The sequence below is a fragment of the Streptomyces sparsogenes subsp. cuspidosporus genome (assembly GCF_039532705.1).
GTDB lineage: Bacteria > Actinomycetota > Actinomycetes > Streptomycetales > Streptomycetaceae > Streptomyces > Streptomyces sparsogenes.
The window spans coordinates 1-17,968 of record NZ_BAAASD010000016.1; the positions used below are offsets into that span (position 1 = coordinate 1).

General features: G+C 73.3%; 16 protein-coding genes. 8 read left to right on the forward strand and 8 right to left on the reverse strand.

Annotated features, from left to right (window positions below; all coding sequences use genetic code 11):
- Positions 1–1,828 (reverse strand): type I polyketide synthase (locus ABFY07_RS20005; protein WP_346175804.1); only part of this gene is annotated, 1,828 nt, incomplete at its 3' end.
- 96 nt (positions 1,829–1,924) lie between these two features.
- The gene (locus ABFY07_RS20010; protein ID WP_346175805.1) at positions 1,925–3,121 is read right to left on the reverse strand and encodes a cytochrome P450; all 1,197 of its coding nucleotides are present in this window, start codon (positions 3,119–3,121) and stop codon (positions 1,925–1,927) included.
- Positions 3,122–3,320: 199 nt separating this feature from the next.
- Between ABFY07_RS20010 and ABFY07_RS20015 the strand changes: the two genes are divergently transcribed.
- Positions 3,321–4,262: an AraC family transcriptional regulator gene (locus ABFY07_RS20015; protein WP_346175922.1), complete on the forward strand. Its 942-nt coding sequence runs from the start codon at positions 3,321–3,323 to the stop codon at positions 4,260–4,262.
- Here the strand turns inward: ABFY07_RS20015 and ABFY07_RS20020 are convergent.
- Positions 4,222–5,406, reverse strand: coding sequence for a glycosyltransferase (locus tag ABFY07_RS20020; protein ID WP_346175806.1), 1,185 nt, complete (start codon positions 5,404–5,406; stop codon positions 4,222–4,224). The two genes, ABFY07_RS20015 and ABFY07_RS20020, sit on opposite strands and share 41 nt — an antisense overlap.
- A 365-nt stretch (positions 5,407–5,771) precedes the next feature.
- On the opposite strand from ABFY07_RS20020, the gene ABFY07_RS20025 reads away from it, so the two are divergent.
- Positions 5,772–7,628: a glycosyltransferase family 2 protein gene (locus ABFY07_RS20025; protein WP_346175807.1), complete on the forward strand. Its 1,857-nt coding sequence runs from the start codon at positions 5,772–5,774 to the stop codon at positions 7,626–7,628.
- A 64-nt stretch (positions 7,629–7,692) separates the two neighbouring features.
- Here the strand turns inward: ABFY07_RS20025 and ABFY07_RS20030 are convergent, their stop codons facing one another.
- The 4 genes from ABFY07_RS20030 to ABFY07_RS20045 all read right to left on the reverse strand — a co-directional run bounded on the left by ABFY07_RS20030 (position 7,693) and on the right by ABFY07_RS20045 (position 12,028).
- Entirely contained in the window at positions 7,693–8,739 is a 1,047-nt protein-coding gene (locus ABFY07_RS20030) for a glycoside hydrolase family 6 protein (RefSeq protein ID WP_346175808.1), read from the reverse strand.
- An 84-nt stretch (positions 8,740–8,823) separates the two neighbouring features.
- Complete coding sequence (locus ABFY07_RS20035; protein ID WP_079150710.1) at positions 8,824–9,513, reverse strand: cytochrome b/b6 domain-containing protein; 690 nt, start codon at positions 9,511–9,513, stop codon at positions 8,824–8,826.
- On the reverse strand, positions 9,497–10,285 hold the full coding sequence (locus ABFY07_RS20040) for a molybdopterin-dependent oxidoreductase (RefSeq protein WP_428836966.1): 789 nt from the start codon (positions 10,283–10,285) through the stop codon (positions 9,497–9,499). Before ABFY07_RS20040 ends, ABFY07_RS20035 begins: the two co-directional genes overlap by 17 nt.
- Before the next feature lie 87 nt (positions 10,286–10,372).
- Positions 10,373–12,028, reverse strand: a complete 1,656-nt coding sequence (locus tag ABFY07_RS20045) for an FAD-binding dehydrogenase (RefSeq protein ID WP_346175809.1) — start codon at positions 12,026–12,028, stop codon at positions 10,373–10,375.
- 208 nt (positions 12,029–12,236) lie between these two features.
- Here ABFY07_RS20045 and ABFY07_RS20050 point away from each other — a divergent pair, with 208 nt between their 5' ends.
- From ABFY07_RS20050 to ABFY07_RS20065, 4 genes are read left to right on the forward strand one after another with little or no spacing between them, the layout of a single operon-like run.
- Complete coding sequence (locus tag ABFY07_RS20050) at positions 12,237–12,998, forward strand: hypothetical protein (RefSeq protein WP_346175810.1); 762 nt, start codon at positions 12,237–12,239, stop codon at positions 12,996–12,998.
- A gap of 31 nt (positions 12,999–13,029) precedes the next feature.
- The gene (locus ABFY07_RS20055; protein ID WP_346175811.1) at positions 13,030–13,566 is read left to right on the forward strand and encodes an NUDIX domain-containing protein; all 537 of its coding nucleotides are present in this window, start codon (positions 13,030–13,032) and stop codon (positions 13,564–13,566) included.
- A gap of 9 nt (positions 13,567–13,575) precedes the next feature.
- The gene (locus ABFY07_RS20060) at positions 13,576–14,004 is read left to right on the forward strand and encodes a YidH family protein (RefSeq protein ID WP_346175812.1); all 429 of its coding nucleotides are present in this window, start codon (positions 13,576–13,578) and stop codon (positions 14,002–14,004) included.
- A 4-nt stretch (positions 14,005–14,008) separates the two neighbouring features.
- Positions 14,009–14,335, forward strand: coding sequence for a DUF202 domain-containing protein (locus ABFY07_RS20065; protein WP_346175813.1), 327 nt, complete (start codon positions 14,009–14,011; stop codon positions 14,333–14,335).
- A 103-nt stretch (positions 14,336–14,438) separates the two neighbouring features.
- Here ABFY07_RS20065 and ABFY07_RS20070 read toward each other — a convergent pair whose 3' ends face one another.
- Complete coding sequence (locus ABFY07_RS20070) at positions 14,439–15,374, reverse strand: NADP-dependent oxidoreductase (protein ID WP_346175814.1); 936 nt, start codon at positions 15,372–15,374, stop codon at positions 14,439–14,441.
- 274 nt (positions 15,375–15,648) lie between these two features.
- Between ABFY07_RS20070 and ABFY07_RS20075 the strand changes: the two genes are divergently transcribed.
- The gene (locus ABFY07_RS20075; protein WP_346175815.1) at positions 15,649–16,671 is read left to right on the forward strand and encodes a phosphotransferase family protein; all 1,023 of its coding nucleotides are present in this window, start codon (positions 15,649–15,651) and stop codon (positions 16,669–16,671) included.
- 7 nt (positions 16,672–16,678) lie between these two features.
- Complete coding sequence (locus ABFY07_RS20080; protein WP_346175816.1) at positions 16,679–17,893, forward strand: acyl-CoA dehydrogenase family protein; 1,215 nt, start codon at positions 16,679–16,681, stop codon at positions 17,891–17,893.
- Positions 17,894–17,968 lie beyond the last annotated feature (75 nt).

Sequence of the window (17,968 nt, forward strand, 5' to 3'; positions counted from 1 at the left end):
ACGACCAGTCCACAAACGGCGCCAACGCCGCCTCACACTCCGCGATCCGCCCCGCGAACACCGAAGACACATCCAGCAACTCCACCCCCATGCCACGCCACTGACCCCCCTGCCCGGGAAACACCAGGACGGGGCCCGCGCCTCCGGCCACCGGCTCCGCGCTCACGAGACCGCCGAACGGCACACCCTCGGCCAGTGCCGTCAGCCCCGCGAGCAGCTCGTCCCGGTCCTGGCCGACCACCACCGCGCGGTGGTCGTGCACCGCCCGGCCGGCCACCAGCGACCAGCCGACCTCCGCCGCCTCGCCCACGGTCTCCTGGACGAACTCCGCCAACCGCCCGGCCTGGGCACGCAACCCCGCGCCCGACCGCCCCGACACCACCCACGGCACCACCCCGCCCACCGGCGCCGGCTCGGTGGTTTCCTCCTCCGTGGACGGTTCGGGCGCCTCTTCGAGAATCACATGCGCGTTGGTGCCGGAGATGCCGAACGCCGAGACACCCGCCCGCCGCGGACGCTCCGTCTCCGGCCAGTCGGTCGCCTCGCTGAGCAGTGCGACCGCCCCGCTGTCCCAGTCGACATGAGGCGTCGGCTCGTCCACGTGCAGCGTCCGGGGGAGCAGGCCATGCCGCATGGCCATCACCATCTTGATCACACCGGCCACACCGGCGGCGGCCTGAGTGTGGGCGATGTTGGACTTCACCGACCCCAGCCACAGGGGCCGCTCCGCCGAGCGCCCCTGGCCGTAGGTGGCCAGCACCGCCTGCGCCTCGATCGGATCACCCAGCGTCGTCCCCGTACCGTGCGCCTCCACCACATCCACATCCGCCGGCGACAACCGCGCATTCGCCAACGCCTGCCGGATCACCCGCTGCTGCGACGGACCGTTCGGCGCCGTCAAACCATTGCTCGCACCGTCCTGATTGATCGCCGAACCCCGCACCACCGCCCACACCCTGTGACCATTGCGCCGCGCATCCGACAACCGCTCCAGCAACAGCAGACCGACACCCTCACCCCACCCCGTCCCGTCCGCCGCCGCCGCGAACGCCTTGCAACGACCGTCCCCCGCCAGCCCGCGCTGCCGCGAGAACTCCACGAAGGCACCAGGGGTGGCCATCACCGTGACCCCGCCCGCCAACGCCAGCGAGCACTCACCGCCACGCAAGGCCTGAACCGCCGAGTGGAGCGCCACCAGCGACGACGAACACCCCGTGTCCACCGTCACCGCCGGACCCTCCAGCCCCAGCACATACGACACCCGCCCCGACAGCACACACGCGAGGTTGCCGGTAGCGGCGTACCCCTCCACGTCACTGCCGGCCAAGGCGGTGAGCATCATGTATTCCTGCGAAGTCACCCCGGCGTAGACGCCCGTGCTGCTGCCCACGAGACCGTGCGGGTCGATTCCGGCGTGTTCGAACGTCTCCCAGGCGACCTCCAGCAGCAGCCGCTGCTGGGGGTCCATCGCCACCGCCTCTCGCGGTGAGATACCGAAGAATTCCGCGTCGAAGCCCCCCGCGCCGGACAGAAAGGCACCCCGGCGCACATAACTCGTACCCGCTGTGTCCGGATCGGGATCGAACAGGTTCTCCAGGTCCCAGCCGCGGTCGTCCGGAAAGTCGGTCAGCCCCTCGCCTCCGGCCGCCACCAGCTGCCACAAACCGTCCGGATTCTCGACCCCGCCGGGAAAGCGGCACCCCATTCCGACGATGGCGATCGGCTGGGGTTCCGTGGACTCCGCTTCATGCAGACGCCGACGAGTGTCACGCAGTTCCGCCGTGACCCACTTCAGGTGGTCGAGAAGCTTCGCCTCGTCCTTCGCCATTGCTGGCGCCTCCTCTTTGCGGGGCCGAGATAAGATCATTCTTGACGGTTTCTCTTAAGCTGTCCTAACCGACCTCCCGCTTTCCCCAGGAGTGGTTCAGAAGGTGCAGCTCAGCTCTTTGAAGCCCTCAATGAAGGTCGACGCCAGCCGGACCGGTTCGCCCTCCACACGGATGTCCGGCAGTGAGGCGAGGAGTTCGCGGAGCATGGCGATGATCTCGATCCGGGCGAGATGAGCACCGAGGCAGAAGTGCGGCCCCACCGCGCCGAACGACAGATGCGGATTGGGGTCCCGGGTGATGTCGAACCGGTACGGATCCGCGAAGACCTTCTCGTCGTGGTTCGCGGACCAGTAGAAGAGGAAGATCTCGTCGCCCTTGCGGAACCGATGGCCGTTCATCTCGCAGTCTCCGGTCGCGGTCCGGCGCATCCAGTTGATGGGCGTGCCCACCCGGAGGATCTCCTCGACGGCGCCCTTCGCGTGGAGTTCGAAGTCCGACAGCAGGAGTTGCCGCTGTTCGGGATGGCCGGTCAGCAGAACCAGGGCCTGGGCGATGGCGTTGCGGGTCGTCTCCATGCCCGCGTTGATGAGGAGGATGAAGAACGAGACCAGCTCCTGGTTGGTCAGTTGCTCTCCGTCCTCCTGCACCTGGACCAGCTTGGTGATCACATCGGTGCCGGGGCGGGCGAGCCGGTCGTCGCGGAGCCGTCCGATGTAGTCTCCGAGGTCCCGCAGCGCTCCCAGCACCGCCGCCGCCATCTTCTCGGGGTCGGCGGCGAGTTCGGGGTCGGCCCCTCCCATGATGGTGTTCGTCCGCTCGAAGAGGAATTCGTAGTCCTCACCCGGAATTCCCATCATGGTGCTGAGGACGGCGATCGGCATCTCCGCCGCCGGGCGGATGAAGTCGCCGGGTCCGCGCTCGATGAGCTCGTCCACGATGCGCCGGGCCACCTGCCGCGACATGGTGTCGAATCTGGGCGCCATTCCACGGCCGAACGACCGCGCGACGATGCGCCGTAGTCTGGAGTGCTCAGGATTGTCCATGTTGATCATGGAGCCGTAGAACTCGTCCATCTCCGGCGGCAGGATCGCCGTGGCGCCCTCCGAGGAGAAGTCCTGAGGGCGGCGGCTCACCTCGCAGATGTCGGCGTGTTTCGACAGCGCGTAATAGCCGGATGCCAACGGACCCCAGGGCAGGCGCGGCGGTACGAATTCCGGGCCCGGCAGCGCGCGCAGTCTCTCGAACACCTCGGCCCGCTCGGCATGCGGCCGCAACCAGAAGGAGGGATCCATGAAGTCGGGAGGCCTGGTGGCTTTGGCGGACGACGCGGGGGTGGCTTCCGTGGGAGACACAACGCCTCGATTCAAGCTCGGACAGGTACAAAAACCGGTCCGCGCAAGTCTCGCAACCGCCTCTTAAGAGTTCCTAACACAACAACGGGCGCCGCCTTGTTTGACGCCGGGCGGAACGGGGTGCCAACCTCGGGGCGTGATGGACCCACTCGCCGGCCTGCTGGACGGGCCGCGGGCCCGGGGCGCGTTTCTGCTGCGGATGGTGATGGAGCCGCCCTGGTCCGTACGGATCGAGGACCGCGCCCCCCTGTGTGTGATGACCATGGCGCGCGGCGAGGCATGGGTGGTCCCGGAGCGGGGCGCGGCGCGGCGGCTGGTGCCGGGGGACGTGGCGGTCGCACGCGGCCCGGACCCGTACACGGTCGCCGGCGATCCGGCCACCGCGCCGCAGGCCTGGATCCTGCCCGGCGAGGTGTGCCGCACCGCGGCGGGCGAGGACCTGGCCGAGCGGATGGCGCTGGGTGTGCGCACCTGGGGCAACAGCGAGCAGGGCTCGGCGACGATGCTGATCGGCACCTACCGGATGGACGGGGAGATCGGCCGGCGGCTGCTGGACGCGCTGCCCCCGCTGCTGGTGCTGGGGCGTGAGGCGTGCGACTCGCCGTTGCTGCCGTGGCTGGGCGAGGAGATCGTCAAGGACGAGGCGGGTCAGACGGCCGTCCTGGACCGGCTGCTCGACCTGCTGCTGATCTCGGTCCTGCGGTCGTGGTTCGCCCGGCCGGAGGCGGGGGCCCCGGCCTGGTACCGGGCGCTGGGCGACCCGGTGGTCGGCCGGGCCCTGCGGCTGCTGCAGAACAACCCGGGCCATCCGTGGACGGTGGCCCTGCTGGCCGAGCGGACCGGTGTCTCCCGCGCGGCGCTGGCCCGCCGCTTCACCGAGCTGGTCGGCGAGCCGCCGATGGCGTATCTGACCGGCTGGCGGCTGGATCTGGCCGCCGATCTGCTGCGGGAGCCGGAGGCGACCCTCGGGGCGGTGGCCCGCCGGGTCGGCTACGGCAGCCCCTTCGCGCTGAGCGCCGCCTTCAAGCGGGTGCGGGGGGTCAGCCCGCGGGAGCACCGCTCCGCGGCCAGCGCGGGGTGACCGCGGGGCCTCGGGCGCAGCCGTCGGGGCCGCAGCTGACGGAGCGTTCGTACAGCAGCGCCAGGCGGCGGGCGGTGCGGGCGATGTCGTAGCGCTCGACCGCGGCGGGCACCGGGAACCGCGCGGGTCCGGCGGCGGCCCGTTCGTGCAGGGCGGCGGCCAGCGCGGCCGCGCCGGGGCCGATGCGGCGGGCACCGGGGGCCGTGCCGGGCGGCAGTTCGTCGAGGGCCGGGCAGGCGGTGTGGAGCACCGGCAGCCCGGCCGCGAGGGCCTCGACGGCGGCGAGCCCGAACCCCTCCTGGGAGGAGGGCGACACCAGGACGTCCATGGCGGCCAGCAGTCCGGGGAGGTCGGCGGGCCGGTCCCCCGTCCCGGCCACCGCCCCGCCGCGCTCGCCGAGCAGCCGGACCCGGTCGGCCACTTTGAGCCAGGCGGCCAGGTCCCGCAGCGCGGTGCGCTCGGGGCCGTCCCCGACCAGCAGCAGCCGGGCCTGGGGCACCTCGGCGACCGCCCGCAGCGCCACGTCGAAGCGCTTGGCCGCCACCAGCCGGCCGACGCCGCCGGCGACGAAGGCGTGGGCGGGGATGCCGAGGCGGGCGCGGGCGGCGGCCCGGGCGGCCGGGGTGAAGCGGAAGCGGCCGGCGTCCAGGCCGTTGGGCACCAGGTGGATACGGTGGTTGGCGACGCCCCAGGCGCGGAGCCGGTCGGCGACGGCGGCCGAGACGGCGACGGTCGCCGACCCGAGGCGCTCGGTGGCGAGGTAGCGGGCGCGGACGCCGACGGTGAGGGGCCGGCCGTCGATGTGCCGCTCGCCCAGGCTGTGTTCGGTGGCGATCACCGCTCCGACGCCCGCGAGCCGGGCGGCGATCCGCCCGTGGACACAGGCCCGGTAGAGGTGGGTGTGCACCAGGTCGTAGCCGCCGCCGCGGATGAACCGCGCCAGCCGGGCCGGTGCCATGGGGTCGCGGCCGCCCACGGGCAGATGGGTGACGGGCACGCCGTCGGCGCGGATGCCGTGGCCGGCGGCTCCGGGGGCGGCGAGGGTGAGGACGTCGCAGCGGGCGGGCAAGTGACGCAGCAGCAGTCTGAGTTGCTGTTCGGCGCCGCCGGCACCGAGGCGCGAGATGATGTGCAGCACTCTCATCGGGCGTCCGGGCCCCATCTTCCGTGTGCCGCGCGCCGGGTGGCGCGCGCTGCCTCGCGCAGGCCGAAACCGCCGCTCCGGCGCATGCCGAAAGCCACGGCCGAAACGCGCGGTCGAAACGTGCACGCTGAATCGCTTCCGACCATCGCAGACGACGGGATGTAAATCACGTAAGACGCGCGGTTATGGGCCGTCGGGGTGGTGGCCCGCTCAGGACATCGGCGGGGCGCGCCGAAAATCCGATTTGCACAGTCATTCCTCATGGGATTGTTACCTTCTCATCTCGCGCGATGACATGACGAATGTAGGCCGTCCGGGTCATCGCCGCGCGATATTGCGTCCCGACGACCCGCGGGAGTGCCCAGATGTCCGCACCCACCCCCGTCAGAGACACGGCCGAGAAGGCCGCCGCACCCTGCGCCGCACCCCCTCCCGCACGGCCCGCGCACCACGAGAACTCCCCTTTCCGCCGGGGCCCGGCCGCACGGTACGAGTACAACCGGTACAGCCAGCTGGCGGGCCCGCTGACCCAGCCCCCGCCGGGCCGCCCGTACCGGGTGCGCTGCCGCAGCCTGCTGGCGCAGGAGCCGCACCGGGTCCGCGCGGCGCTGCTGCTGTGCGCGGCGCCGGTGTGTTCGGCGCTGCTGCTGGTGTGGCTGCTGCAGCCGCAGCACTGGGTGCACCGCGACTATGTGACGGCCTGGGAGAGGGCCGCGGACTGGACGATGCTGGTGTCGATCGCGCTGATCGAGGCGTTCCGCCTGTTCACCGTGGTCTCCAACGCGCATGCCACGCTGGTGGCCCGCGACCCGGTGCCGGTGGTGGCCGAGCCGGGGACCCGGGTGGCGTTCCTGACCAGCTTCGTGCCCGGCAAGGAGCCGATCGAGATGGTCCGGGCGACGCTGGAGGGCGCGAAGCGGGTCCGGCACGCGGGGTGGCTCGACGTATGGCTGCTGGACGAGGGGAACGACGAGGAGGCCCGGGAGCTGTGCGCGCGTCTGGGCGTGCGGCATTTCTCCCGCAAAGGCGTCGAGAAGTGGAATCAGCCGAAAGGATCCTTCCGGGCCAGGACCAAGCACGGGAATTACAATGCCTGGCTGGACGCCCATGGCGACGAGTATGAATTCATGGCCTGCGTGGACACCGACCATGTTCCGCTGCCCAACTTCCTCGAGCGCATGATGGGGTACTTCCGCGACCCGGACGTGGCCTTTGTGGTGGGCCCGCAGGTGTACGGAAACTACGACACCGCGGTCACCAAGGCCGCCGAGAGTCAGCAGTTCCTCTTCCACGCGCTGATCCAGCGGGCGGGAAACGCGTACGGCGGCCCCATGTTCGTCGGCACCAACAATGTGGTGCGCATCGCCGCGCTGCGGTCCATCGGCGGTCTCTACGACTCGATCACCGAGGACATGGCCACCGGCTTCGAGCTGCACCGCCGCCGCAACCCCGTCACCCGGAAGAAGTGGCGCTCGGTGTACACCCCGGACGTGCTGGCCGTCGGGGAGGGCCCGAGCACCTGGACGGACTTCTTCACCCAGCAGCTGCGCTGGAGCCGGGGCACCTACGAGACGGTGCTCAAGCAGTTCTGGAAGGGGCCGTTCACGCTGTCCCCGGGAAAGCTGCTCAACTACTCGCTGATGATCGCGTACTACCCGATGACCGCGCTCAACTGGATGCTGTCGGCGCTGTCCTGCACGCTGTTCCTGGTGCTGGGCGCCTCCGGGATCCACATCCCGGCGGAGATGTGGATGATGCTCTACGGCGACGCCGCCGCGCTGCAGATCGGCCTGTACGTCTGGAACCGGCGGCACAACGTGTCCCCGCACGAGCCGGAGGGCTCCGGCGGGCTGGCGGGGATGCTGCTCTCCGCCCTGTCCGCCCCGATCTACGCCAAGTCGCTGTGCGACGCGCTGCTGCGGCGCCGGAGCCGGTTCGTGGTCACGCCCAAGGGCGACTCCTCCAGCGCCGACCAGCTGTCCACCTTCCGCATCCATCTGGTGTGGGGCGCGGTCTTCGGCGGCTCGCTGATCGCCTCGCTGTTCCTGGGCCACACCCACGCGGCCATGCGCACCTGGGCGCTGCTGGCACTGGCGCTGTGCCTGACGCCGCTGGCCGTCTGGTCGGGCGGGCTGCTGCTGACGCGGCGCCGGAGACAGGCCGCCCTCGCGGTGCCGACGGCCCGCGCCGGCGCCCGGCGACGGGCGCGCGCCCGCGCGTGAGCCCGCGCCCGCTCCTGAGCCCGCGCCCTCCTCGGCCCGGCGCCCTCACCTCTCGCGCGCGCCCTCACCTCTCGCCCGCGCCGGCGTTGCGGGCCAGGTCGAGCGCGTACTCCGTCCACCATCGGCCCGCCGGTGGGCCGCCGTTGCAGGTGCCGTCGGACTCGCCGGGGCGCTTGATCCACAGATAGGCGTCGACGGCGGGGTCGCCGGTGCGGGTGCTCGGCGGCTCGCCCAGCGCCCGCCCCGGGGGGTTGCACCAGTTCTCCCCCGCGCCCCCGCCCTCCGGGCCGCCGCCCTTGCCGTCGTCCCCGCCCGCGCCGGGGGAGAGCGGGCCGTTGCCGTTGCGGCTGGTGTCGATGACGAAGTGGGTGCCGCCGAGGCGGGCGGACAGCCGACGGCCGTAGGCGCGGGTCGCCCGCGTCGGCTGGAAGTTCGAGACGTTCAGGGAGAAGCCGTCCGCCTGGTCGATGCCGGCCTCCCGGAGCGGCTCCACCAGCCGCTCCGGGTCCTTGATCCAGCCCGCGTTCCCGGCGTCCAGATACACCCGGGTGCGGGGCAGCGCGGAGAGCATGGCGACCGCGTCGCGCAGCAGGGCCAGCCGGGGGGCGCGCAGCCGCTCCGGGACACAGCCGTCCACCACCTGGGCCACCGCGTCGGGCTCCAGTACGACAATCGCCTTCCGCTCACCGATTCCGGCCACGACCTCCCGGATCCAGTCCAGGTATTCCGTGTCGTTCCTCGCCCCGCCCGCGGAGTAATTCCCGCAGTCCCGGTACGGAATCTGATAGGCGACCAGCACCGGCGTACGGCCCTGGCGCGCGGCCGATTCGGTGAGGAATACGACCCGCTCGCGCGGCTTCGGCCCCAGCCATTCGGCGATCGGCTCCCTGGCGATCCGCCGCATCAGCTCCGCCTCCGCGTACCGGCCCTGCCGCCGCTGCTCACGGGCGTGCCGGGCCGCCGGGTTGTCCGGGTTCACCCACAGCCCGCCCCGCGGGGCCGATCCCCCCGAGGTGCCGAGACATCCGCTCAGCGCGAGGAGCGCGGCGGCACATCCCGCGGCCCGCGCCCCGCACCGCGCGACGGCTCTCCCGGGATCTTTCACGGCCATTCATGCATTCCTTTTCCCCGGATTTCCCGGCCTCGGAATCGACGGCTCGTGTCGCATCATGGCATCGGGCGCGGGCGGCGGCTTTCAATTCGCGCGTGTGTCCTCGCCGTCCCCGTCGGTGCGCCACAGCGGGTGCTCGCGGGCCGCCCAGACGCGGTCGACCGTGCCGGTGCGCATGCCGCGCCTGGCCTCCGGGTCGCCGAGCGCCATGCCGATGTGGCCGAGCAGCAGCAGGACGACGGCCGGGGCCAGCCAGTCGTGGACGAACGTGGCGCTGGTCCGCCAGACCAGCGGGGCCAGCCCGGTGAACCACATCAGCAGCCCCGTGCCCGCCATCACCAGCACCGCGCCGCTGAGGGAGGCGGCGTAGAGCTTCTGCCCGGCGTTGAACTTGCCCGCCGGGCGCGCCCCGTCGCTCCGGTCGCGCCGCAGCGCGGAGCGCAGCCAGCGGCGGTCGTGCGGGCCGAAGCGGTTGAGGCGGGAGAGGTCGGCGCGGAAGGCGCGGGAGGCCAGGCCCAGCAGCGTCGGGGCCGGGGTGAGGAGGCCGGTCCACTCGTGCACCGTGGCCACCAGGGCGCGGCGGCCGACGAGTTCGGCGAGCTGCGGCAGGTACAGGCAGGCCGCGCTCACCACGCAGGCGCCCATCAGGGCGGCGGTGGTGCGGTGGATCCAGCGCTCGGCCCGGGTGAAGCGGGCCACCCGGGCGCGGGGCGTCCGGGGCCGGGGGCGCGCGGGGGCGGCGGCGCCGGGACGGGCGTCAGGCCGTGGGGGCATCGTCGCGTCCGTTCGAGGTGCCGACCCAGGCGTCCACGTCGTAGCCGCGGTGCTCCCAGTAGCCGGGCCGCACCTCGCGGGTGACCTCGATGCCGGAGAGCCATTTCGCCGACTTGTAGAAGTACATCGGGGCGACGTACAGCCGCACCGGGCCGCCGTGGGAGTGACCCAGCGGCTCGTCCCGCATCCGCAGGGCCACCAGGACGTCGTCCCGGCGGGCCTGTTCGAGGGTCAGGCTCTCGCTGTACGCCCCGTCGAAGCAGGTGAAGCGGACGGCCCCGGCCCCGGGGCGGACCCCGGCGGCCTCCAGCAGGGTCGCCAGGCGCACGCCCTCGAAGGAGGTGTGCGGTACGCGCCAGCCGGTGACGCACTGCACGTCGCGCACGATCCGGTGCTGGGGGAGCGCGCGGAGGTCGGCGAGCCGGTAGCCGGTGGGCCGGTCCACGAGCCCGCTGACGGTCAGGCGGTAGCTGTCCGCGTCCTTGTGGGGGACGGAGGAGGTCACCGAGTAGTAGCGGAACCCCCCGGCGCCCGGGAGCAGCCCGGTCACCCCGGTGGGGTCCTTGTCCGCGGCGGCGGCCAGGACGGTGTCCAGCCGGCGCTCCAGCCAGGGCGCGGCGGCCATGCCGGCCGCCCCGAGCCCGAGCATGCCCAGGATGACGCGGCGGCCGACGGGGCTGCCGGAGGCGTCGGCGCCTCGTTCCGTGGCCCCCGAATCGGCGGTGTCCGGGTCGGCGGAGGGGTGCTCCGCGGCGCCTGTGTTGCGATCCATGCCCTTGATGAGAGCACTCCCGGGGCGCTGGGTGCCAGGGTCTTCGGCCGTCCGTCACACTTCCGTCAGAGTTGGCGCCCCGCCGCCCTACCCCACCGCCTTCGCCGCCGCGCGGCCCGCCGTACGGCCGGAGAAGAGGCAGCCGCCGAGGAAGGTGCCTTCCAAGGAGCGGTAGCCGTGGAGCCCGCCGCCCCCGAAGCCGGCCGCCTCGCCCGCCGCGTACACGCCCGGCAGCGGCTCCCCGCCCTCGGTGAGCACCCGCGCGGACAGGTCGGTCTCCAGGCCGCCCAGCGTCTTGCGGGTCAGGATGTTCAGGCGCACCGCGATCAGCGGGCCCGCCTTGGGGTCGAGGATGCGGTGCGGGGCGGCGGTGCGGATGAGGCGGTCGGCGAGGTACTTGCGGGTGCCGCGCAGGGCCGTGATCTGGAGGTCCTTGGTGTAGGGGTTGGCGATCTCCCGGTCGCGGGCGAGGATCTGGCGGCGCAGCTCGGCCTCGTCGATCAGCGGTTCCTTGGTGAGCTCGTTCATCCGCCGGACGAGGCCGGTGAGGGAGCGCTCGACGATGAAGTCGGCTCCGTGGTCCAGGAACGCCTGGACCGGGCCCGGGGCCCCGCCCCGCCCGCGGTTCAGCACGTCGCGGACGCTCTTGCCGGTGAGGTCCGGGTTCTGTTCGGAGCCGGAGAGCGCGAACTCCTTTTCGATGATCTTCCGGGTGAGGACGAACCAGGTGTGGTCGTGGCCCGTCCGCATGATGTGTTCGAGGGTGCCGAGGGTGTCGAAGCCGGGGAAGAGCGGCACGGGGAGCCGGCGGCCGCGGGCGTCGAACCACAGCGAGGAGGGGCCGGGCAGGATGCGGATGGCGTGCCGGGGCCAGATGGGGTCCCAGTTCTCGATGCCCTCGGTGTAGTGCCACATCCGGTCGCGGTTGATCAGCCGGGCGCCCGCCGCCTCGGCGACGCCCAGCATCTCGCCGTCCACGTGCGCGGGGACGCCGGAGAGCATCCGCTCGGGCGGGGTGCCGAGCCGCTCCGGCCAGTTCCGGCGTACGAGGTCGTGGTTGCCGCCGATGCCGCCGGAGGTGATGACCACGGCCTGGGCGCGCAGTTCGAAGGCGCCGGTGACCTCGCGGCTGCTGGGGGTGCCGCGCTCGGCGTCGCTCGGCTCCAGGATCTCGCCGGTGACGGTGTCCACGGCGCCCGCGCTGCGGGACAGCCCGGTGACCCGGTGCCGGAAGCGCAGGTCGACCAGGCCGCGGGCGGCCGCGGCCCGCACCCGCCGCTCGAAGGGGGCGACGACGCCGGGGCCGGTGCCCCAGGTGATGTGGAAGCGGGGGACGGAGTTGCCGTGGCCGGTCGCGTCGTAGCCGCCGCGCTCGGCCCAGCCGACGAGCGGGAACAGCCGCAGCCCCTGGGCGTGCAGCCAGGCCCGTTTCTCGCCGGCCGCGAAGTCCACGTAGGCCTCGGCCCAGCGGCGCGGCCAGTGGTCCTCCTCGCGGTCGAAGCCGGCCGTGCCCAGCCAGTCCTGCCAGGCCAGTTCGCGGCTGTCGCGGATGCGCAGCCGGCGCTGCTCGGGCGAGTCGACGAGGAAGAGGCCGCCGAAGGACCAGTGGGCCTGGCCGCCGAGCGATTGTGCGGGCTCCTGGTCCAGCAGGATCACCGAGCGGCCCGCGTCGGCCAGTTCGGCGGTGGCCGCCAGCCCCGCGAGCCCCGCCCCGACCACGATCACATCCGCGTCGTACGCCATATCCGATGTCCCGTCTCGTCAGGAGCGTGCGAGGAAGGCCGACGGCCGGGCGGTGCCGGAACCGGCGGTGTCGGTCGATCCTGCCTACCGGCCGGTATGGCGTCAACCCGGGCGCGGCGGACGCCGCCGCACCACCTTGTGCCACATAACGGGCGCAATGCATCGGCGAGATGGACAGGGGTTCGGCGGGCGGGCATCATCAGGCGCCATGGCTGACCACCATCCTTCTCCCCCGCATCCGCGCAGCGCGGACAGGCGGGTGGTGAGTCCTACCCTGGTCACTCCGGGCCCCCAGCCGGTCGAGCTCGCCGGGTCCGCCGCCGCGGAGGAGCCGCAGGTGCTGCGGGGCGAGGTGGTCGGCCCCCGGCACGCCCGCCGCCGGCCGGTCAGCGACCGGCGCAAGGCCGCGGCCGGGGCGATCCTGCTCTCCGCCACCGGCGCCGCCACGGCGCTCTTCCTGATGCTCGGCAAGGACGGCCGGGAGGCCACCGCCGCGCCCCCGCAGGACGCGCCGTCCTCGGCGCCCGACGCGGGCGAGGACGACATCGTCCCGGTGGCCGACTCGGCGGCCGGCGCCAAGCCGCTGCCGGGCGCGTCGCGCACCGCTCCCCCGGCGGCCGCCGAGGCCCCGGCCGCACAGCCCCGGGCGCAGGCCCCGTCCCGGGCGCCCGCGCACACCTCGCCCCCGACCCGCACCGGACCCTCGCACCCGTCCTGGCCGTCCCGCTGGGGAGGTTCGGGCGACTGGCGGTGGGACTCGGAGGAGGCGGCCCGCTGGGCGCGGGAGTGGGCGGACCGGCACGGCTCCGGCGACGACGGCCACGACGGATCGGGCTACGGCGGATCGGGTTACGACGGATCGGGTTACCGCGGGTCGGGCTACGACGGGTCGGGGCACGACGGCTACGGGCGCGGGGGGCGCCACCACGGCGGGTCGGGCTACCCCGGCGGGGGCCCGGGGCGCCGCTGACCGCCCGCCGCCATTCTGCTTGGATGGCGGCATGCCGGACAACGAGTCGCCGCGACAGCCGCGTTCCGCCGACGAACTGCTGGACATCGTGGACGAGAACGACCAGGTCGTGGGGCGGGCCAGACGCGCCGACGCCATGGCCCGCCGGCTGCGCCACCGGACGGTCTTCGTGCTGGCGCGGGACGGCGCGGACCGGATCTTCGTGCACCGCCGCACCGCCGGCAAACTCGTCTTCCCCTCCCTGTACGACATGTTCGTCGGCGGCGTCGTGGGCGCCGGCGAGTCGTACGACGCGGCGGCGCTGCGCGAGGCCGAGGAGGAGCTGGGGGTGTCCGGGCTGCCCGCGCCGACGCCGCTGTTCTCCTTCCTCTACGACACGCCCGAGCACACCTGGTGGTCGCGCGTCTACGAGGTCCGCTGCGAGCCTCCGGTCTCCCCGCAGGCCGAGGAGATCGCCTGGCACGACTTTCTGACCGAGGAGGAGCTGGCGCGGCGGCTGGCGGAGTGGGAGTGGGTGCCGGACGGGGCGGAGGCCTACCGGCGGCTGCTGGAGTGGCGCCGCGAGTAGGCTTGTCCCATGATCGACGCCGACCGCACGCCCGACCGGGGCAGGCTCGCCTCCGTCGTCGCGGATGTGCGGCTGTGGTTCGCGCCTGAGCGGCTGCGCGCCGAGGGGGAGACCCCCGACTACCGCTTCTCCCTCGCCAACGAGCGCACCTTCCTGGCCTGGCTGCGCACCGCGATGGCGCTGGTGGGCGGGGGTTTCGCGATCGACCAGTTCCTGCCCGACACGGACCGGACGCTGCGGCTGGCGGCGGCGCTCACGCTGCTGGCGGGGGGCGCGGTGTGCGCGATACGGGCGCTCAACCACTGGATCCGCTGCGAGCGGGCGATGCGGCGCGGCGAGGACCTGCCGGCCTCCCGCTTCCCGGTGGTGCTGGGGCTGGCCGTCGGGGTGATCGCCCTGGTGATGGTGGCCCTCGTCGCGGTCCGCTGGGGCGGCTGAGCCGATGACCGGGCCCTCCTCGCCCGCCGCGCCGCGGGATCCCGGGCTGCAGCCCGAGCGGACCCGGCTGGCCTGGCGGCGTACGACGCTGGCCTGCGCCGTCGCCACCTCGCTGGCCGCCCGGCAGGCCCTGCGCGCCGGGACCGGGCCGGTCTCCCTGCTCTGCGTGGCGCTCGCCGCGCTGGCCTGGCTGTGCTTCCTGGGTGTGGCGGCCCGCCGCATCCGGGCGGTGTCCGTGCCGCGGCCGCCCGCACTGTCCCCGCGGGCGGCCGCGGCGGCGGCAGGCTGCACGCTGGCGCTCGCGGCCTTCGGCGCCGCGCTGACGCGTTGACCGCGCCGCCCCGCGCTCCGGCGGCCGTGTGCCGGCCCGTGTGCCGGCCGGCCCGTCAGCTCGCCTGCCGGCCCCTCCGCCGGCCCCTCCGCCGGTCCGCCCGTCAGCTTCCCTGTCCGACCGTGACGACGATCTTGCCGCGGGTGTGGCCCTCCTCGTTGAGGCGTTGCGCGTCGGCCGCCTTCTCCAGCGGGAAGGTGGCCGAGACCTCGACGCCGAGGGCGCCGCGCTCGGCGATGTCGGTGAGGTCCTGGAGGTCGTCGGGGTCGGGGCGGACGAAGACGTAGCGGCCGCCGTGGGTGAGGACCGCCTGGTCGGTGATGGAGGCCAGCCGCCCGCCGGCGGCCAGCAGCGGCACGGACTCGGTGAGCGCGTCGCCGCCGACCGTGTCGAAGACGGCGTGCACCCCGTCCGGCGCCAGCGCCCGCACCCGCTCGCCCAGCCCGTCCCCGTAGGTGACCGGCTCGGCCCCCAGCGAGCGCAGGTACGCGTGGTTGCGTTCACTGGCGGTGCCGATGACGCGGGCGCCGAGGTGCCTGGCCAGCTGGACGGCCATGGATCCCACGCCGCCCGCGGCCGCGTGCACCAGGACGGTGTCGCCCTCGGTGACCTTCAGCGCCTTGACCAGCGTCTGGTAGGCCGTGAGGCCCGCCAGCGGAATGCCCGCGGCCTGCGTGAACGTCAGGTTCCGTGGCTTGCGGGCGAGGGTGCGCACGGGAGCGGCGACGTACTCGGCGAAGGTGCCCCGGGAGAGGAAGTCCTCGCGCACGTATCCGATCACCTCGTCGCCCGCCGCGAACTCGGTCACCGCCGCGCCGGGCCGCTCGACGACGCCCGCGACGTCCCAGCCGGGGATGACCGGGAAGACGGCGTCCAGGACGGGGTCGAGATAGCCCTGCCGCGCCTTCCAGTCGACCGGGTTGACGGCGGCGGCGACGACCTTGACGAGGACGGAGTCGGGGCCGACCTTGGGCTCGCCGACCTCCCCGTACTCCAGGACCTCGGGGCCGCCGTAGCGGCGGTAGGTGATGGCCTTCATGGGGCGCTCCCTTGCGTTCCTTCGCGTTCCTTCGCGTTCCTTCGCGTTCCTTCGCGTTCCTTCGCGGTGTGCGGGCGGGGCGGTGGGCGCGGCCGGCCGCCACGCCTCCGTCCTTCGACGCTCCTGCTCCGGCGGGCCCGCCGCAAACCGACCTGGCCACTCACCCGGGCCGGCCCGGCACTGGACTCCATACCGACTGGTCGGCATCATGATGCGGGGCTGTCCGTCCGGTCCCGTGCCCGTCCGCGCGTCCCCCGATGGAGGCCAAGGCCCGATGAACTCAGGCAATCCGCCAGGACTCGACCTCGCGCGGCTCCGCGCCCACCTGGACCGCGAGCGGCCGGGGCTGGTGCGCGGGCCGCTGAGCGGCGCGCTGATCGAGGGCGGCCGGTCGAACCTCACCTACGCGGTCACCGACGGCGCGGCCCGCTGGGTGGTGCGCCGCCCGCCGCTGGGGCATGTGCTCGCCACCGCCCACGACATGCGGCGCGAGCACCGGGTGATCGGCGCGCTGCACCCGGCCGGCGTGCCCGTTCCGGAGCCGGTGCTGCTGTGCGAGGACGAGTCGGTGCTCGGGGCGCCCTTCTACGTCATGGAGTTCGTCGAGGGCACCCCGTACCGCACGGCCGGGCAGCTCGCCGCCCTCGGCCCCGAGCGCACCCGCCGCGTCGTCCTCGGTCTGGTCGACACCCTGGTGGAGCTGCACACCGTCGATCCGGCCGCCGTGGGCCTCGCCGACTTCGGGCGGCCCGAGGGGTTCCTGGAGCGGCAGCTGCGCCGCTGGGGCAAGCAGCTCGCCGCCTCCCGCAGCCGGGAGCTGCCCGGCGTGGACGAGCTGCACGAGTCGCTCGCCAAGGCCCTGCCCGCCTCTCCCGCCCCCGCCGTCGTGCACGGCGACTACCGGCTGGACAACGTGCTCGTGGGCGCCGATGACACGATCAAGGCGATTCTCGACTGGGAGATGTCCACGCTCGGCGATCCGCTGACCGATCTGGGCCTGCTGGTGATGTACAGCGAGCAGGAGGGGGCGGCAGACTCGCCGATCACCACGACCAGCGGCGCGCCCGGCCACCCCGCGCCGCGCGAGCTGATCGAGCGGTACGCGGCGGGCTCGGGGCGCGATGTCGGCGGCGTCGCCTGGTATACCGCCTTCGCCTACTTCAAACTCGCCGTGATCCTCGAAGGCATCCACTACCGGTTCACCCTCGGTCAGACCGTCGGCGCGGGCTTCGACCGCATCGGCGAGATCGTCCCGCTGTTCGTCGAGAGCGGCCTCACCACGCTACGGAAGGGCTGACCCAGCCATGGACTTCGCATTCGACGCCCGCACCGAGGAGCTGCGGGCCAAGCTGCTCGCCTTCATGGCGGACCACGTCCACCCGGCCGAGGCGGTGGCCGAGGAGCAGCGCGCCCGGCTGGACTCCCCCTGGCTCACCCCGCCGGTCGTCAAGGAGCTGCAGGCGAAGGCCCGGGCAGAGGGCCTGTGGAACCTCTTCCTGCCCGACGTGAAGTACGGGGCGGGGCTGACGAATCTCCAGTACGCGCCGCTCGCCGAGATCACCGGCCACAGCCCGCAGCTCGCCCCCACGGCCCTGAACTGCGCCGCGCCCGACACCGGGAACATGGAGGTGCTCGCCCAGTTCGGCACCGAGGAGCAGCGGAAGCGGTGGCTGGAGCCGCTGCTCGCGGGCGAGATCCGGTCCGCCTTCGCGATGACCGAGCCCGAGGTCGCCTCGTCCGACGCGACCAACATCGAGACGCGGATCGAGCGGGACGGCGACGACTACGTCATCACCGGCCGCAAGTGGTACATCTCCGGGGCGATGAACCCGGACTGCAAGATCTTCATCGTCATGGGCAAGACCGATCCCGGGAACCCCGACGTCCGCCGTCAGCAGTCGATGGTGCTGGTGGAGCGCGACACCGAGGGCGTCGAGGTGCGCCGGGCCATGCGGGTCTACGGCTACGAGGACCACTACCACGGCGGCCACGCCGAGGTGGTCTTCGACGGCGTGCGCGTCCCGGCCGCCAACCTGATCGGGGAGGAGGGCGGCGGCTTCGCCATCGCCCAGGCCCGCCTCGGCCCCGGCCGCATCCACCACTGCATGCGACTGATCGGCATGGCCGAGCGCGCGATCGAGCTGATGTGCCGCCGGGCCGTGTCCCGTACGGCCTTCGGGCGGCCGCTCGCCCATCAGGGCCAGGTCCACGCGTGGATCGCCGACGCGCGGGTGGCCGTGGAGCAGCTGAGGCTGCTGGTCCTCAAGACGGCCTGGCTGATGGACACCGTCGGGAACCGGGCGGCGCACACCGAGATCCAGGCCATCAAGATCGCCACCCCGCGCACGGTCGTGGACATCCTGGACCGGGCGGTGCAGCTGCACGGGGCGGGCGGCGTCAGCCAGGACTTCCCGCTGGCCGAGCTGTGGGCCGCGGCGCGGACGCTGCGGCTCGCGGACGGGCCGGACGAGGTGCACCAGCGGTCGCTCGCCCGGCGGGAGCTGGCGAACTACCGGTGACGGGCCCCGGGTGACTTCGCGGTGAGTATGGGACAGCGACACACCGTGGCGTCGGCGTGTCGCTGTCCCATACTC

What these genes read in the sequence shown, in the direction of transcription:
- ABFY07_RS20010 (WP_346175805.1), bottom strand. Translation starts at nt 3,121, where the DNA reads ATGGATCCCTCCTTCTGGTTGCGGCCGCATGCCGAGCGGGCCGAGGTG.
- ABFY07_RS20015 (WP_346175922.1), top strand. Translation starts at nt 3,321, where the DNA reads ATGGACCCACTCGCCGGCCTGCTGGACGGGCCGCGGGCCCGGGGCGCG.
- ABFY07_RS20020 (WP_346175806.1), bottom strand. Translation starts at nt 5,406, where the DNA reads ATGAGAGTGCTGCACATCATCTCGCGCCTCGGTGCCGGCGGCGCCGAA.
- ABFY07_RS20025 (WP_346175807.1), top strand. Translation starts at nt 5,772, where the DNA reads ATGTCCGCACCCACCCCCGTCAGAGACACGGCCGAGAAGGCCGCCGCA.
- ABFY07_RS20030 (WP_346175808.1), bottom strand. Translation starts at nt 8,739, where the DNA reads ATGGCCGTGAAAGATCCCGGGAGAGCCGTCGCGCGGTGCGGGGCGCGG.
- ABFY07_RS20035 (WP_079150710.1), bottom strand. Translation starts at nt 9,513, where the DNA reads ATGCCCCCACGGCCTGACGCCCGTCCCGGCGCCGCCGCCCCCGCGCGC.
- ABFY07_RS20040 (WP_428836966.1), bottom strand. Translation starts at nt 10,285, where the DNA reads ATGGATCGCAACACAGGCGCCGCGGAGCACCCCTCCGCCGACCCGGAC.
- ABFY07_RS20045 (WP_346175809.1), bottom strand. Translation starts at nt 12,028, where the DNA reads ATGGCGTACGACGCGGATGTGATCGTGGTCGGGGCGGGGCTCGCGGGG.
- ABFY07_RS20050 (WP_346175810.1), top strand. Translation starts at nt 12,237, where the DNA reads ATGGCTGACCACCATCCTTCTCCCCCGCATCCGCGCAGCGCGGACAGG.
- ABFY07_RS20055 (WP_346175811.1), top strand. Translation starts at nt 13,030, where the DNA reads ATGCCGGACAACGAGTCGCCGCGACAGCCGCGTTCCGCCGACGAACTG.
- ABFY07_RS20060 (WP_346175812.1), top strand. Translation starts at nt 13,576, where the DNA reads ATGATCGACGCCGACCGCACGCCCGACCGGGGCAGGCTCGCCTCCGTC.
- ABFY07_RS20065 (WP_346175813.1), top strand. Translation starts at nt 14,009, where the DNA reads ATGACCGGGCCCTCCTCGCCCGCCGCGCCGCGGGATCCCGGGCTGCAG.
- ABFY07_RS20070 (WP_346175814.1), bottom strand. Translation starts at nt 15,374, where the DNA reads ATGAAGGCCATCACCTACCGCCGCTACGGCGGCCCCGAGGTCCTGGAG.
- ABFY07_RS20075 (WP_346175815.1), top strand. Translation starts at nt 15,649, where the DNA reads ATGAACTCAGGCAATCCGCCAGGACTCGACCTCGCGCGGCTCCGCGCC.
- ABFY07_RS20080 (WP_346175816.1), top strand. Translation starts at nt 16,679, where the DNA reads ATGGACTTCGCATTCGACGCCCGCACCGAGGAGCTGCGGGCCAAGCTG.